This window comes from Hyphomicrobium zavarzinii ATCC 27496, from assembly GCF_000383415.1.
Lineage (GTDB): Bacteria > Pseudomonadota > Alphaproteobacteria > Rhizobiales > Hyphomicrobiaceae > Hyphomicrobium_C > Hyphomicrobium_C zavarzinii.
Window position 1 is genome coordinate 102,582 of record NZ_KB911255.1, and the last position, 14,583, is coordinate 117,164.

General features: G+C 64.9%; 12 protein-coding genes. 2 read left to right on the plus strand and 10 right to left on the minus strand.

Features of this window, described 5'->3' with window-relative positions; genetic code table 11:
- Window positions 1-26: 26 nt before the first annotated feature.
- Window positions 27-824, plus strand: a complete 798-nt coding sequence (locus F812_RS0100495) for an alpha/beta hydrolase (RefSeq protein ID WP_020083993.1) — start codon at window positions 27-29, stop codon at window positions 822-824.
- On the opposite strand, the gene F812_RS22000 is transcribed toward F812_RS0100495, so the two are convergent.
- From F812_RS22000 to F812_RS0100530, 7 genes are all read right to left on the minus strand, one after another.
- Window positions 796-2,172, minus strand: a complete 1,377-nt coding sequence (locus tag F812_RS22000) for a lipopolysaccharide biosynthesis protein (RefSeq protein ID WP_020083994.1) — start codon at window positions 2,170-2,172, stop codon at window positions 796-798. The two genes, F812_RS0100495 and F812_RS22000, sit on opposite strands and share 29 nt — an antisense overlap.
- Window positions 2,165-3,481 (minus strand): O-antigen ligase family protein, encoded by a 1,317-nt coding sequence (locus tag F812_RS22005; protein WP_020083995.1) that lies wholly within the window; start codon window positions 3,479-3,481, stop codon window positions 2,165-2,167. The genes F812_RS22000 and F812_RS22005 overlap by 8 nt, the downstream gene beginning before the upstream one ends.
- A gap of 2 nt (window positions 3,482-3,483) precedes the next feature.
- Window positions 3,484-5,013, minus strand: a complete 1,530-nt coding sequence (locus F812_RS22010) for an undecaprenyl-phosphate glucose phosphotransferase (RefSeq protein WP_020083996.1) — start codon at window positions 5,011-5,013, stop codon at window positions 3,484-3,486.
- Between the two features lie 226 nt (window positions 5,014-5,239).
- Window positions 5,240-6,592: a hypothetical protein gene (locus F812_RS25125; protein WP_156827156.1), complete on the minus strand. Its 1,353-nt coding sequence runs from the start codon at window positions 6,590-6,592 to the stop codon at window positions 5,240-5,242.
- Window positions 6,593-6,727: 135 nt separating this feature from the next.
- Complete coding sequence (locus tag F812_RS0100520) at window positions 6,728-7,600, minus strand: SDR family oxidoreductase (protein WP_020083997.1); 873 nt, start codon at window positions 7,598-7,600, stop codon at window positions 6,728-6,730.
- Window positions 7,597-8,769: a tRNA epoxyqueuosine(34) reductase QueG gene (gene queG / locus F812_RS0100525; protein ID WP_020083998.1), complete on the minus strand. Its 1,173-nt coding sequence runs from the start codon at window positions 8,767-8,769 to the stop codon at window positions 7,597-7,599. Before queG ends, F812_RS0100520 begins: the two co-directional genes overlap by 4 nt.
- 1 nt (window position 8,770) lies before the next feature.
- Entirely contained in the window at window positions 8,771-9,466 is a 696-nt protein-coding gene (locus tag F812_RS0100530) for a glutathione S-transferase family protein (RefSeq protein WP_020083999.1), read from the minus strand.
- 243 nt (window positions 9,467-9,709) lie between these two features.
- Between F812_RS0100530 and F812_RS0100535 the strand changes: the two genes are divergently transcribed.
- Window positions 9,710-10,507, plus strand: coding sequence for an undecaprenyl-diphosphate phosphatase (locus F812_RS0100535; protein WP_020084000.1), 798 nt, complete (start codon window positions 9,710-9,712; stop codon window positions 10,505-10,507).
- 123 nt (window positions 10,508-10,630) lie between these two features.
- Here the strand turns inward: F812_RS0100535 and F812_RS0100540 are convergent, their stop codons facing one another.
- The 3 genes from F812_RS0100540 to lptB all read right to left on the minus strand — a co-directional run bounded on the left by F812_RS0100540 (window position 10,631) and on the right by lptB (window position 14,506).
- Complete coding sequence (locus F812_RS0100540; RefSeq protein ID WP_020084001.1) at window positions 10,631-11,095, minus strand: PTS sugar transporter subunit IIA; 465 nt, start codon at window positions 11,093-11,095, stop codon at window positions 10,631-10,633.
- 843 nt (window positions 11,096-11,938) lie between these two features.
- Complete coding sequence (rpoN, locus tag F812_RS0100545) at window positions 11,939-13,468, minus strand: RNA polymerase factor sigma-54 (RefSeq protein WP_020084002.1); 1,530 nt, start codon at window positions 13,466-13,468, stop codon at window positions 11,939-11,941.
- Window positions 13,469-13,657: 189 nt separating this feature from the next.
- The gene (lptB, locus tag F812_RS0100550; protein ID WP_020084003.1) at window positions 13,658-14,506 is read right to left on the minus strand and encodes an LPS export ABC transporter ATP-binding protein; all 849 of its coding nucleotides are present in this window, start codon (window positions 14,504-14,506) and stop codon (window positions 13,658-13,660) included.
- Window positions 14,507-14,583 lie beyond the last annotated feature (77 nt).

Below are 14,583 nucleotides of genomic sequence, written 5' to 3' on the forward strand. Positions count from 1 at the left end.
ATAGCAGGGCACGGGGGTTTCATAGGATGAGCGCGAGCGATCCGCAATTCATCACAGTCGGCAGCGGTTCGGACGCGCGCAAGATTGCCTATCTATCCCAGGCGCCGGCCCAGGAAGGCGGGCCGGGTCTGCTTTGGTTGATCGGGCTCAAATCCGACATGATGTCGACGAAGGCCGAGGCGCTGGCGGCGTGGACGGCGGCGCGCGGGCTCGGCTTCACGCGGTTCGACTATTCCGGGCACGGCCGCTCGGGCGGCGCGTTCGAGGACGCCACGCTCAGCGACTGGCTGGAAGAGGCCGCGGCCGTTTTCCAGCAGGTGACGCGCGGGCCGCAGATCCTGGTTGGATCGAGCACGGGGGCGCACCTGGCGCTCATTCTGCTGCGGCACTTGATGGCGACTGCGCCCGAGGAGGCGCAGCGCGTGCCCGGCCTCGTATTGATCGCGCCCGCCTGGGATCTCACCGAGGCGCTGATGTGGAACGAGTTCTCGGAGGAAATCCGCCGCGAGATCATGGAGAAGGGAAAGTGGGTGCGCGCTTCGGACTATGATCCGGCCGGCTACCCCATCACCAAGCGTTTCATCGAGGACGGGCGACGGCATCTGATCAAGGGCGCGGGGTTCGATCCGGGGCGGCCGGTGCTCGTGCTGCAGGGGGGCGAGGACCGCGATGTGCCGATTGCGCACGCGCGTGAGCTCAAGTCCGTTCTGGCCGGAGACTGGGTGCGGATTACGGAGGTCGCGGATGGCGAGCACCGCATGTCGCGCCCGCAAGACCTCGAGAAGCTCTACGGGCTTATCGAGACGCTGGTTCCGGGCGCTTGATGTTCGCCAGGATGAACAGGTTCAAGCCTTCGAGGCGGCGTGCTGCGTACCAGTTGAAGGCGGATGCGGCCACGACCGAGGTCGCAGTCGCGACGGCGGCTCCGGCTACGCTCCACAGCGGGATCAGGATCAGGTTCAGCGTCACGCAGATGACGGCGGCGAGGCCGATGGAGATCGCGCTCGCGCGCTGATGGCCCAGCATGTTGAGGATGGTGTCGGCCGGCCCCGTGGCCGCCTTGGCGAGAATGCCGACAGCGAGGATGAACATCAGCGGATAGGCGTCCGTGAAGCCTTGGCCGAACTGCGCAAGCACGGGATAGCCCACCAGCAGGATGCCGAGGGTGACGGCGGCCGAGGGTATGAACGTCCAGCGGACGGAATTGCGCACCAGCTCCCGCACCTGAGCGTTATCTCCCAGGGCGTGGGCGGCCGCGATGCGGCCCGCGTAGGCCGATCCCACGGCGTAGTGCACGAACAGCGCGAGGCCGGCCGTCTTGGCTGCGGCGTAGTAGATGCCGATCTCGCCGGAGGGGCGGAAGAGATTGAGCATGAGGACATCTGCGTTCTGGATCACCAGATCGCAGATGCTTCCCGCCAGCAGAGGCAGCGAAATCTTGAGCCAGGTGGAGAAGGCATAGGCCGGCTGCGTCGCGGGTACGGACTTCTCGACGCGCCGCTCCAGCAGGACGGTCTGCAGGACGGCCGCAAACAGGGTCGCGGCGAGCGCGATGGTCATGCCGGTCACGGCGTTGGCGGCATAGCCCAGCATGGAGACGACGAGCACAAGCGTCAGCAGCATCAGGGGGCGCGCGATGTAGGGCGGGCCGATGGCTTCAATGGTCCAGCCCTGGCCGCGGCCGAGGCCATCCTGCACATCGGTCAAGGCGTAGAGCGGGAGGCAGAGAAGGGCGAGCGCCATTGGCACGGCAAGCGCTGTGCCGCTTTCGGTGCTCGAAATCCAGAGTGCAGCAAGGCCGACACCTGCAATGGCGGCGGCGGACGCAATGGCGACGAGGCGCCCGCCATTCAATAGGCCGCGGAAAGACGCGTAGTCCTGGTTTGCCTGATACTGCGGGGCAAGCCGCATCATGGCGACGTTGAAGCCCAAGTGCGAGATGCCGCCGACGACGAGGACGCACGTCCAGGCCGATACGTAGAGGCCGTATTCGGAGGCGCCCATCCAGCGCGCGAGAACGACCTGCGTGGCGAACAGGAGTGCGGCGCTCGCGGCGCGAATGGCGAAGACGCCGATTGCGTTCCAGCTCGCGGCGTGTTTGGCGCGGCTGTTCCACAGCTCGTTGAGCGTAGTCTTCAAGAGGGTCAGCGGCTCGCCGCGGGCTTCAATCATGGCGTCGCCTCTCCTGGCTCGGCGCGGGCGGCTCAGCATCGACAAGACCCCAGATGAGGGCCATCAGGATGAAGAAATGACGCCAGTGGTCGGTATCGATTACGAAGCCCTCGAACACCACGCCCGCAAAGGAAGCGGTGGCGATGATGAGGGGGCCTTGCAGCGCGTTTCTCCTCCGGAGCCCATAGAAGCCCGCGGCCAGCGTTCCGAACACAGAGACGGCGTAGAGCGTGCCGCCGATCCAGCCGGCATTCATGAATTGGCTGAGGTAGACGTTGTGCGCTTCTTCGTGGTGATAGGTGTCACGGAACGTATGCGTACCTATGCCGAAGGGGTTCTCGAGGATGAGGCCTACGGCCTTAGCCTGTCCGCCGAAGCGTCCTTCGGGTCCCACGTCGTAGGACTGGTCCAGGCTGGCGCGCTCCTGGAATAGACCCTGGACCGCTTCGAGCTGGAGCGCGGCGCCGAGCACGGCGATCAGCGTTCCGGTGCCGATGGCGGCGACGATCGCGAGGCGGCGAAAATCCGATGCGCGCCGCGTGGTGACGAGGGCCAGCCACACGGCGACCAGCAGCGAGAGCGCGGTCGAGATCCATGCGCCGCGCGAGAACGTGAGGAGAAGCGCAAGGCAGAGCGGCAGGCAGACGGCGGCGGCGATGACTGCATTGCGGATGGGCTCGCGCAATGTGGCCCAGGCTGTTGCCACGATGGCAGGCGCGAGCGCGGCGCCGAGCACGTTCGGGTCCTTGAAGGTGCCGCGTGCGCGCCCGTAGTTCGTGAAGAGGTCGTAGGCGGACGGGATGATGCGGAAATAGCCCGCGAAGGCGGCCGCGGCCGCGAGCAGGCATCCGATGATGTAGAAAATCATGATGAGCCGGAAGCGCGGCTCCGGATCCTGCGCGATGTATCCGGCGAGAACGAAAGCGCCGAGCGCAAGGAACAGCGTCACCACCTGATGCGTGATGGCGGTTCCCATGTTGGTGGAGACCGAGCAGGCGGCAAGGCCGAGCGCGACGAAGATCATCCACATCACGACATTCAGGATCGCGAGGTTGCCGAAGCGGATGACGCCGAGCATCGGCAGGCCGACGATGACGGCCGCCATCAGGATGTCGGCGACGGCCGGTTCCGAGAAGACGATCGAGCTCGTTCCCAACGCAGCGGCCACGGCAATGCCGGCGAGCAGGCTGGCGGAGATGGTCCACGCAGCGCTGCCGTCAACGGGGCGATGGAGGCGTGCGGGTGCCCGGCGTCTGCCGGCCCGCCCGTCGCCCGCCTCTGCGGATGGAAATGAGATGCTGGACGCCACGGTCAGTACGCGTTCTTTCCGGTCATCAGCGCGAACGGCGTGACGGCGATGATGTAGAGGTCGAACAGCAGCGACCAGTTGTCGATGTAGTAGAGATCGGCCTCCACGCGCCGCTGGATCTTCTCATGTGTGTCGGTCTCGCCGCGCCAGCCGTTGATCTGCGCCCATCCGGTCACGCCCGGCTTCATGCGATGGCGTGCGAAGTATTCGCCAACCACGGTCTGGTAGAGGTCGGAGCTGGCCTTGGCCTCGGTGGCGTGCGGGCGGGGGCCCACGAGCGACATCTGGCCTTTGATGACGTTCAGAAGCTGCGGAAGCTCGTCTAGGCTCGTCTTGCGGATGAAGCGGCCGACGGGCGTCACGCGCGGATCGTCCTTGGTGACGAGCTTGCTCGCGGTGGCGTCCGTCTTGTCGGTGTACATCGAGCGGAACTTGTAGACCTCGATCAGCTCGTTGTTGAAGCCGTAGCGGCGCTGCTTGAAGAGGATCGGGCCCTTGCTGTCGAGCCGGATGGCAAGCGCGACGAGCGCCATCACCGGGGCTGCCAGCAGGAACAGCAGCGTGCCGAGCACGCGGTCCTCGATGTTCTTGATCACGCGATCCCAGTCGGTCAGCGGGCGGTCCATCAGCGCGAGCATGGGCACGCGACCGATATAGGAGTACGCACGCGAGCTTAGGCGCAGCTTGGAGCTCAAGGCGGAGATGCGGATGTCGACCGGCAGCGTGAAGAGAAGCTGCAGGATCTGCATCAAGCGGTTCTCGGCCGTCATGGGGACGGTGACGATCATCAGATCGACGCCAGCGTTTCGGCAGAAGGCCGGAAGCTGATCGAAGGTGCCGAGCTTGGGATAGCCCTTGATGCTGTCGGCCGAGCGCTCATCCGCGCGATCGTCGAATACGCCGAGGATCGAGACTTCCTTCCGGTTGTCGTCCATCAAGGTGGAGATGAGCGTTTCCGCGTCGGGGCCTCCGCCGATGATCACGGTGCGGCGTACGAGCCGCCCGGCGTCGGTGAGGTTTTCCAGAACGCTGGCGAGCGGGAAGCGGAGGGCGGCGATGAGTGCGATCGCAGACATGAGCCACACGGTTCCCGTCAGCGGCTCGAAGGGCGAGAAGCCAATCAGGTAGCCCGCACCTGCAGCCACGCAAAACACGGTGACTGTGCTTTTTACGATTTTTCCGATCTGCTCCGTCGGCAGGCGAAGGGCCTGGATCGAGTAGGACCAGTTGCGGCGCAGCTCCAGCGTGGTGGCGAGCGCGATCAGAGCGATCCAGGTGAGGCTCGCGAGATGTGATGCCGCACTAGCGTCTGCGAACCGGAATGCGAGGAGACCGGTTGCGACGAGAATGAAGGCGTCGGCCAGGCTTGTCGCGAACAGCAGCTTCGGCCGCGAGATGCTGCGGCGCTTGTCGCTGAAGGCGTTGTCGATGACGCGGGCGACGCCCTTTATTGCCTGCTCCAGACCGGAGCGGGCACGGGGCCTCGCGGATGACGAAAGATCGTCTGGTTCATCGTGAGAAAGGATAGCCATGGTCGCACGTCCGCTTACGCAAAACTCTGGCGTCAACCATGAGCAAGGTTCGTCTCAAACCCGTAAAATTATTCCGGATCGGAGTGCGGCAGGGGCGGTTGCGGGCGTAACTCGGAAGTAATGGTTAGGAAAGTCTTGCGGACCGTTTCGGAGTGGGCGAGCGCGTTGCGCAGGCACGGCTTCGCCATGACGCCCGAGCGAGGGAGACACCGGCTTTTGATGCCGCTCAGAGGCGCGAAGCGTCCAGGGCCGCAGAGGGCTTGATGCCGAGGCGGCTTTCGAGTGCCGCTTCGATGGCTGCGGGACCGGCCTTGGCGGCGACGGACTCGGGCACCACCCACGCGCGCCATGTGCTGGTGGCGAACACCTTGTCACAGACGAGTGTGCCACCGGAAACTCGGCAGGAGTGATCGGCCTCCAGCGTCAGCGGCTGGCGGCGGTCGTGACGCATGATCCGGAGATCGATGGGCTGGATCGACGCGGCGCGCGTCTTAAGGTCCACATCGCGAAACACGCAGGCGAGGTGCTGGTTGCACGCGGCCGCGCGGCGGCCGAGCGTGTTGGCCGGGCCGAGCGCCTGGCCGCGCGCCAAGGTGAGCGAACCGCGGCTGGTGCCGGAGCTCACCCAGCAGGTGGGGCCGGAGCAGATGACGGGATCGGCCGTCTTCTTTCCGAAACGGCGGATGCCGTTGGTGCCGGAATCCATGACCAGGAGAATTGTAACGCGCGTGGCCGGCGCGGGGGCCGTGACGACATCGGTGTGGGGCGGCTCCGGCTTTGCGGGTGCCGCGATGACGGGAGCTGCGGGCGCGCCGAGACCCATGGGGGCTCTCTCCGTGAGCTGCTTGCGCTCGGCTCGTTGCTGCTGGAGCTTCAGAAGCTTCTCAGTCAGGCGAGTGTGCTCAGCCTCCCGTTCGGCCGCGAGACGTTTCTGCCGTTCCTCGGCAATACGTTTTTCTTCAGCGAGACGCTGCTCTTCCGCTACGCGGCGAGCTTCCTCGGCACGCTTCTGTTCGGCGACGCGTTTTTCCTCCGCGAGACGCTGCTCCTCAGCGAGGCGGCTGGCCTCCTCGGCGCGCTTCTCCTCGGCGATGCGTTTTTCCTCGGCGAGACGCTGCTCCTCAGCGAGGCGGCGGGCCTCCTCGGCGCGCTTCTCCTCGGCGATGCGTTTTTCCTCCGCGAGGCGCTGCTCCTCCGCGACGCGGCGGGCCTCCTCTGCGCGTTTCTCCTCGGCGATGCGTTTTTCCTCCGTGAGGCGCTGCTCCTCAGCGATGCGGCGCTCTTCCTCCAGCCGCGCCTCGCGAGCTTCCTCTTCGGCGCGCGCCTTGTCGGCGGCGGCCTTGCGCTCCTCCGCTTCGGCGCGGGCGCGTTTCAGCATCTCGGCTTCCTCGGCCGTCTGGCGCCGGGCGTCCTCAGCCTTTCGTTTGGCCGTTCTCTTCGCCTCCTCCTTCTCGGCGCCTCCGGCGAACCTTTCAGCGAGCGCGTGGGCGGCCTTGTCGTCGGCCGCCGAGATCTCGGCTCCGAGGAAGCACGCCCCAACCATCATCGCCAAGAGCGGAAAGCGTCCTCGACCTGTCATGGAGCGACCTGCATCGGTAAAAAATCACAAATACCAATTGGCTCGAGCCGGACGTTTCCGTGCTCAAACGATATGACTGATCATTCACCGCGATTTCGGCAACAAAGAGGATGGAGCGTGACGGCTTCGCGCCGCTTATCCCTCAGTACCGGCGAGAATGCCGGCAATTCCCTCCCGGTAGGTGGGGAATGCGAGCGTCACGCCAAGGTCGTCGTGCAGGCGCCGGTTCCGGACGCGCCGGTTGTCGGCATAGAAGCTGCGCGCCATCGGAGAGAGGTCGGCGGTCTCGAACGGGATTTCCGGGGGAGCTTCGACGCCCATCAGGCGGGCGGCCAGCAGGATTACATCCTGTGAGGGGGAGGGCTCGTCGTCGGTGACATTGTAGACGCTTTCGCGGCCCGCGCCGTTGGCGGCGGCGGCGAGGACGGTGGCGATGTCCTCCACGTGGATGCGATTGAACACCTGGTTCGGCTTCACGATGCGGCGCGCGGTGCCGTCGCGCAGGTCGTCCACCACGCTGCGGCCGGGACCGTAGATGCCGCCAAGGCGAAACACCTGCACGCGCTTGCCGCTGACCTCCCCGAATGCCAGCCAGCCGTTCTCCGCTTCGAGGCGGCGGCGGGTGCGCTCGGCCCTCGGTTGTGGCGTCGTCGTCTCGTCGATCCATTGGCCGTCCGAGTTGCCGTAGACGCCGATGGTCGACAGGTAGCCGATCCAGCGCAGGTTGGCGGCGCGGACGAGGTCGTCTCCGTGGAGGCGCAGGACCGGATCGCCCTGCTCGTCGGGGCTCGCGGAGATCAGGACGTGGGTGGCGGATTCGAGAGACGCGGTGGCTTGCGGCGCCGCCGTCAGGCCATCGAACAGGATGGCCTCGTATCCGAACGACGCGATGCGGGCCACGCCCTCCGGCGTGCGGGCGGTTCCCGCGATGGTCCATCCGGCAGTTGCGAGACGGCGCGCGAGGGCTTCGGCGCTATAGCCGAGGCCGAAGCAGAAGAGCTTGGTCATGATGTCGTTCCGGTGTCCCATTCCTTGCGAACGTCGGGGTCGAGCTCACCCGGATAGTGGAGGTTGCGGGCCGCGGCGACGGCCTCGGGTGAAGCGAGGCGCCGGTAAGCCCAGACGGCCATGGCGCGCACGATGGGCGCGGGGTCACCCAAGAGGGAGGCGACGGAGGGAAGCAGGCCGGTGTCGCGGGCGTTTCCGGCCGCAATCAGGCAGTTGCGCACCACGCGGTCGCGGCCTGTTCGTTTCACCGGCGTGCCACGAAAGCGAAGCCTGAATGCCGTGTCGTCGAGCGCCATCAGATCGGCGAGGGGGGGATCGTCCAGCTCGATCCGCGTCGAAAGGCGGGCTTCGCGTGCCTCGCCCGCAAACTTGTTCCAGGGGCAGACCGCGAGGCAGTCGTCGCATCCGAATATCCGGTTGCCGATGGGCTCGCGGAACTCCTCGGCGATATGTCCTTTGTGCTCGATGGTGAGGTAGGCGATGCAGCGGCGCGCATCGAGCTGATAGGGCGCGGGGAATGCCTTCGTGGGGCAGGCGTCGAGGCAGCGGCTGCAGCTTCCGCAGTGGTCGCGCTCGGGTGTGTCGGGCTCAAGATCGGCGGTAGTCAGGATGGCGCCGAGGAACAGCCAGGAGCCCGCATCGCGCGAGACGAGGTTGGTGTGCTTGCCCTGCCAGCCGAGGCCGGCGGCCGCAGCCAGCGGCTTCTCCATGAGGGGAGCGGTGTCGACGAACACCTTCACGGCTTCGCCCGTCTCGCGCTCGAGCGATCCGGCCAGCTCCTTGAGCTTGCGCTTCATCACGTCGTGGTAGTCGGCGCGCTTGGCGTAGGTCGAGACAATGCCGCGCAAGGGCTCGCCGAGCGCTTCCATGGGATCGCGTTCGGGAGCGTAGCTCATGCCGAGCATGATGACCGTGCAGGCTTCGGGCCAAAGCTGCCGCGGGTCGCCGCGCCTGTCGGCATTTGCCTCCATCCAGTCCATAGTGCCGTGGCGGCCATCGGCCAGGAACGCCATCAGCCGCTCGCCCGCCTGCGGAATGGCGCCTGGGCGCGTGATGCGCATGATCTCGAAGCCGGCCGCGCGTGCGCGCTCGCCGAGTGCACGCTTGATAGCGTCGCGCGGGGGAGGGTTCGTCGTTTTCGGTGCGCTGCCGGGCGTGTCGGTCTGCATGTCAGAAATCGAGATCGGCGTAGACAGGTGCGGGCGAGATGCCCGGCATACGGTCGGCCAGAAGCGCGCGGAAGGACGGGCGCGACTTCATGCGGGCGTACCAGGATTTCGCCGACGGGTAGTCCTCCCAGGCAACCTCGCCCAGGTAGTCGATGGAGGAGAGGTGAGCGGCGGCCGCCATGTCCGCAAAGCTCATCTCGTCGCCCGCGAGCCAGCGGCGTTCATGGGCGAGGTGGTTCACGTAGCCGAGGTGGTAGCGGATGTTGGCGCGGATGGCGCGGAGCGCGCCGGGATCGGGCGCGTGGCCCTTGTCCGGGATGAGATGCCCGTATACGCGCTCGTATAGCAGTTCGCGCGTCACCTCGCGATCGAGCTTGCCATGAAACCAGTCCACCAGCCGCCGCTGCTCGGCGCGGTCCTCGTTGGAGCCTTGAAACAAGGGGGCGGGCCGGCCTTCCTTCTCGAGATTGTGGAGCAGATCGGCGAAATATTCCGAGACGGCATAGGCGCCGCAGAGGACGAAACCGCCTTCGAGCGCCAGCACCGGCAACTCGCCTGCGGGGTTGAGGGCGAGGAAGGCGGGGCGCCATTCCCAGGGCCGCTCTTCGGCCAGCTCCGCCTCGACGCCGATCTCTGCGAGGGCGATGCGGATGGAGCGCGATTTTGGGCAGAGCCTGAAATGCGTCAACGTGTGCATGGCATCAAAATTCCGCGGGCTTTTCTCGCAGGACCGGAGCGTCTCCCCCGTCGTGTCGAGGGCGGGCAAGTCTCGCGTTGGCGCCGCTTTCCGGTGTCCGACGGCGTGTCATGGGACTGCAGCGCACGAACCGTATCCTCGTTTGGCTAAACGTGCTACCGAGCCTCGTCTCAGTTTTGCCCCTCCCTCCCTGTCCATGTCCCCTGGACTGGATTTCTCGCAACAAACCGGAGAGCGCTCTATATGGCGATCTGGCATGCCATTCTGCTCGGCTTCCTGGAAGGGCTTACGGAGTTCCTGCCCGTCTCGTCTACGGGACACATTCTTCTAGCTGGACATTTTCTGGGCTTCGATAGCCCGGGCAAGACTTTCGAGGTGCTGATCCAGCTTGGCGCCATCCTGGCGATCGTGTTCGTCTACTTCCGGTATCTGCTGGACATGGTGTGGGCGCTGCCGTCCGATCCGCGCATTCAGCGATTTGCGGTCGCTCTCGCCTTGGCGTTCCTGCCGGCGGCGGTCTTGGGCGGCTTGTTGCACGATTTCATCAAGGACGTGCTGTTCGAAACACCGGTGCTCGTGTGCCTGATGCTGATCGCGGGCGGGGTCATCCTGCTCGCCGTCGACAGGCTGGCGCTCACCGTTCGCTATGACGACGCAACGGAAATTCCGCCGGCCCGCGCGTTCGGGATCGGTCTCTTCCAGTGCTTGGCACTGATCCCCGGCGTGTCGCGGTCCGGATCGACCATCGTCGGCGGGCTTCTGCTCGGCGCGGACAAGCGGACGGCGGCTGAGTTCTCTTTCTTCCTCGCCATGCCGACGATGGCGGGCGCCTTCGCCTTCGATCTCTACAAGAACTGGGGGCTGCTCAAGGTGGCAGACGCGCTTCCCATCGGCATCGGCTTCGTGACGGCGTTCCTCACGGCGGTGGTGGTGGTCAAGTTCGCACTCGACTTCATCAGCCGCCACGGGTTCGCCCCGTTCGCCTGGTGGCGCATTGCGGTGGGCTTCGTCGGTCTGGCCGCGCTCGCGGTCTATGGCTAGGGCTGCCTGCCCAAATATCCGGCAAAAAAGCAAAAATGGCTGCCTGTTAAATCAGGCAGCCATTTTCTTTTGTGGGTGCCGCGTCTTCACGTCGATTGTGAAGGCGGGGTACTTGGCCGGCGCTCAGGCGGCGTGAGAGGTCGCGGGCTGGAGAAGCGCGCGCTTCAGGCTCGCGAGATCCTTGGCGGTGCGCAGGCGCTCAAGGGCAGCCGGCTCGCGCACCAGGCGGGAGATGCGCGCCAGCGCTTTCAGGTGGTCGCCGCCCGCGTGCTCGGGGGCCAAAAGCAGGAAGATCAGGTCGACGGGCTCGCCGTCCTGGCTCTCGAAGTCGATCGGCTTCGTCAGCCGGGCGAACAGGCAAACAATGCCCTGAATTCCATTGAGTTTGACATGGGGAACGGCAATGCCGCGACCCAGGCCCGTGGATCCCAGACGCTCGCGCTGAAGCAGCGTGTCGTAGATCGTCCGGGGATCGAGGCGGGTCACCTCGGCCGCGTGCGCGGACAGGTCCAGGAGAGCCTGCTTCTTATTCGTTGCTTCGAATGCGGGGTAGATTCCGCCAGGTGCCAGAAGATCGCCTAAGTCCATGTGTCCGGTCCCATCGGGTCTGTGATCGCCAGTGTTCGGCTGTCGATCAACGTTTTCTCTTTGGCGCCTCGGTGCCCCTCGCTAGACGGGGACGCCGTCGTGCGTCTTACCGATCAACGCTCGATTTGCATCAATTTATGCACCAATCGTGCCGCCCGGCAGGCCGGGGCGGCCAAATCGATGTCTGCTGTCAGCTCCAAGACCGCGCTGCCCCTACCTCACTCGTAATGACGCTCAGTTACACGTCCGTCTCGACGAGATTTCAGGTGCTTCAAACGCGTGAGGCCCACCCCACAGTTTCCCCCGACATTGGATCAATCCAGCCGCTTGCCGGCTCGTCGATTTACAACGTTCAGTTCGCCGTGACCTGCGTTCCCTATCCGCCAATCATGGCGATTTGAGTAACATCGAATTCCGCGTCCGGTTCCCGCCGATCTTTTCGGCCTCTGGGGCTCCGGTGCGAAGAGGATACCAGTGTTCGCGGCTCCCGTCTCTCGGGTCATCCCCCGCTGTCTAGCATCAAAATCGGATAGCTTTCCAGCGGCGTCTCGCGTCTATTTTCTTTAATTATTCCAATTCTTTAGTTTTGGGTGTCCGCCTGCGCGGCGCACGATTGCGTCACGCTAGGCCGGGCTGCGGGGGGAGTCAATCTTGCGCCGCGGAACAGGTGATGTGTCGCGGCAACTCATGCGTACAAGCGGCCGTTCGCTTGAAACCAAGCCGGTTCGATTTACGCGCGAACTCAGAATCTTACGCAGTGGCCTGCGTATGTGTTCGCAGGCCCTGGGCGTCTGCGACTTGCGGTTGATAAGTCTGGGATACCCTTTGGGTTTCTGACGCGGGTCAGCGCGCCATGCGCTCGGCGAGCTGTTTTTCGCGCCGCCGCTGCACGGAGGACGGGATGCGCATGGCCTCCCGGTATTTGGCGACGGTGCGCCGGGCGATGTCGATGCCTTCCGCTCTCAGCTTCTCCACCAGCTTGTCGTCCGAGAGGATCGATTTGGCGCTTTCGCCGTCGATCATCTGCTTGATGCGGTGGCGGACGGCTTCCGAGGAATGGGCCTCGCCTTCACCGGATGCCTGGATGGCTGAGGTAAAAAAGTACTTGAGCTCGAAGATGCCGCGCGGGGTCGCCATGTATTTGTTCGAGGTGACGCGCGAGACGGTGGATTCGTGCATCGAGATGGCGTCGGCGACGGTCTTGAGGTTCAACGGCCTCAGATGCTGGACGCCATAGGTGAAAAAGGCGTCCTGCTGCCGGACGATCTCTTCGGCGACTTTCAGAATGGTGCGGGCCCGCTGGTCGAGGCTTTTGACGAGCCAGTTCGCGGTCTGCAGGCATTCGAGCAGATAGCCGCGATCCTTCTCGGTGCGCGTCGTCTTGTTGACCTGGGCGAAGTAGGTGCGGTTCACGAGAACGCGCGGGAGCGTGTCGCTGTTGAGCTCGATGATCCAGCCGCCGTCCGAGCCCTGGCGGACGAGCACGTCGGGCACCACAGGCTGAAGCTGGACGGAGCCGAACTTCAGGCCAGGCTTCGGATTGAGGTGCTTGATCTCCTCGATCATGTCGGTGATCTCGCTCATGTCCGCGCCCACGGCCTTGCGCAGGGCGGGCAGATTGTGAGCGGCCAGGAGATCGAGGTTGTCCAGCAGGGCAGCGATCTGGGGATCGTAGCGGTTCTGCTCCTTGAGCTGGAGGGCGAGGCACTCGGCCAGAGAGCGCGCGAACACGCCAGGGGGATCGAGCGTCTGCAACGTGGCGAGAACTTTCTCGACGAGAGCGAGGGGTGCGCCGAGCTTGGTGGCAAGTTGGTCCAGGTCGGCGTGCAGGTAGCCCGCCTCGTCGACCATGTCGATCAGGTGCTGGCCGATGAGGCGCTCGACGTGATCCTTGACGGCCAGCGGGAGCTGCTCGCTCAGATGATCGCGGAGCGACGGCTCGCTCGAGACGAAGGCTTCGGGATTGATGTCGTCGTCCGAGAACGAGTTGCTGCGCTGGCGCAGGCTGGCCCAGCCCGACTCGCCGCCGTCGGGGCCGTTGGGCGAGGCACCGTTGTCAACGAAAGCGCCGTCATAGTCACCGTCGATGCCGCCGTCGGCTTCGGCCACGGGTTTGCCGAGATCCAGCCATTCGTCGTCGCCCGCCTGCTCGCTGCGCTCGGACGGCGTTTCGGGCTCTGCTTCGCGCTCGGCCTTGGGGGCCGCCTCGGGCGTGTCGTCCATCTCCAGGAGGGGATTGCGTTCAAGCTCGGTTTCCACGAACTGGCCGAGCTCGAGATTGGAAAGCTGAAGCAGGCGGATGGCCTGCTGCAACTGGGGTGTCATCACCAGTTGCTGGCCTTGCCTCAGCTCGAGCTTTGCCGTCAGCGCCATGCTCAGACTTTCAATTCCGGCGGTCGCTCAGACAGCAGCCGAAGGCGCGATACTGCACGAAGAAAGCCCGGGGCGAATTTGTCCCGAGATGCGATGCGCATGCATCGCGGTGTCTGGGTGCGCAAGGCTTCGGGCCTATCCAGGCTCATCAGTCCACGGTCCAAGGCTTGTCCAAGGCCCAGGCTATACTCAACGTGTGTTAACGAACATATCTCCCAGATAGACGCGCCTGACATCTTCATTCGCTATGATTTCCGCGGGCTTACCTTGTGTCAAAACCTGACCATCGTAGATGATGTAGGCGCGATCGATAAGGCTCAGTGTCTCACGTACATTGTGATCCGTGATGAGGACGCCGATGCCGCGGTCCGTCAGGTGGCGGACGAGCTGCTGAATGTCGCCCACCGCAATCGGATCGATGCCCGCGAACGGCTCGTCGAGCAGGATGAACGAGGGGCGAGAGGCGAGTGCGCGCGCGATCTCGCAGCGGCGGCGCTCACCGCCCGAAAGCGCCATGGAGGGCGACTTCCTGAGGCGGGTGATGTGGAATTCCTCAAGCAGGCTGTCGAGCTGCTCTTTGCGCTGCTTGCGGTTCGGCTCCACCAGCTCCAGCACGGCCATGATGTTCTGCTCGACCGACAGGCCGCGGAAAATGGAGGCTTCCTGAGGTAGATAGCCGATGCCGAGGCGGGCCCGCCGGTACATCGGAAGCCGGGTTACGTCCTGGCCGTCGATGGAGATGCGTCCGGCGTCGGCGGGAACGAGGCCGGTAATCATGTAGAAGACGGTGGTCTTGCCGGCGCCGTTGGGGCCGAGGAGGCCGACGGATTCACCCCGGCCGACCGCGAGGCTCACGCCCCGCACGACCATGCGCTTCTTATAGCTTTTCTGAACGTTCTCGGCGACGAGCCATCCCTGGTGGGATGCCAAGGTCTGATCGTCGGCCGTGTATCCGTAGGGGTCGCCCGCTCCGTTTTGCGCGCCGTACGGATCGGCGTCCTGTGCAACGGGTGCGGAGCGGAAGGGCCACAATTTCATGCTGGCAATCTGCCGTGCTCAAAATCCAAAATAGGGCACCATCGACCTCGATGCTCGGTATTCGAGCCGGTTCCGAT

Excerpts from the sequence above, each read along its gene's own strand:
- F812_RS0100495 (WP_020083993.1), top strand. The coding sequence starts at position 27 with ATGAGCGCGAGCGATCCGCAATTCATCACAGTCGGCAGCGGTTCGGAC.
- F812_RS22000 (WP_020083994.1), bottom strand. The coding sequence starts at position 2,172 with ATGATTGAAGCCCGCGGCGAGCCGCTGACCCTCTTGAAGACTACGCTC.
- F812_RS22010 (WP_020083996.1), bottom strand. The coding sequence starts at position 5,013 with ATGGCTATCCTTTCTCACGATGAACCAGACGATCTTTCGTCATCCGCG.
- F812_RS25125 (WP_156827156.1), bottom strand. The coding sequence starts at position 6,592 with ATGACAGGTCGAGGACGCTTTCCGCTCTTGGCGATGATGGTTGGGGCG.
- F812_RS0100520 (WP_020083997.1), bottom strand. The coding sequence starts at position 7,600 with ATGACCAAGCTCTTCTGCTTCGGCCTCGGCTATAGCGCCGAAGCCCTC.
- queG (WP_020083998.1), bottom strand. The coding sequence starts at position 8,769 with ATGCAGACCGACACGCCCGGCAGCGCACCGAAAACGACGAACCCTCCC.
- F812_RS0100530 (WP_020083999.1), bottom strand. The coding sequence starts at position 9,466 with ATGCACACGTTGACGCATTTCAGGCTCTGCCCAAAATCGCGCTCCATC.
- F812_RS0100535 (WP_020084000.1), top strand. The coding sequence starts at position 9,710 with ATGGCGATCTGGCATGCCATTCTGCTCGGCTTCCTGGAAGGGCTTACG.
- F812_RS0100540 (WP_020084001.1), bottom strand. The coding sequence starts at position 11,095 with ATGGACTTAGGCGATCTTCTGGCACCTGGCGGAATCTACCCCGCATTC.
- rpoN (WP_020084002.1), bottom strand. The coding sequence starts at position 13,468 with ATGGCGCTGACGGCAAAGCTCGAGCTGAGGCAAGGCCAGCAACTGGTG.
- lptB (WP_020084003.1), bottom strand. The coding sequence starts at position 14,506 with ATGAAATTGTGGCCCTTCCGCTCCGCACCCGTTGCACAGGACGCCGAT.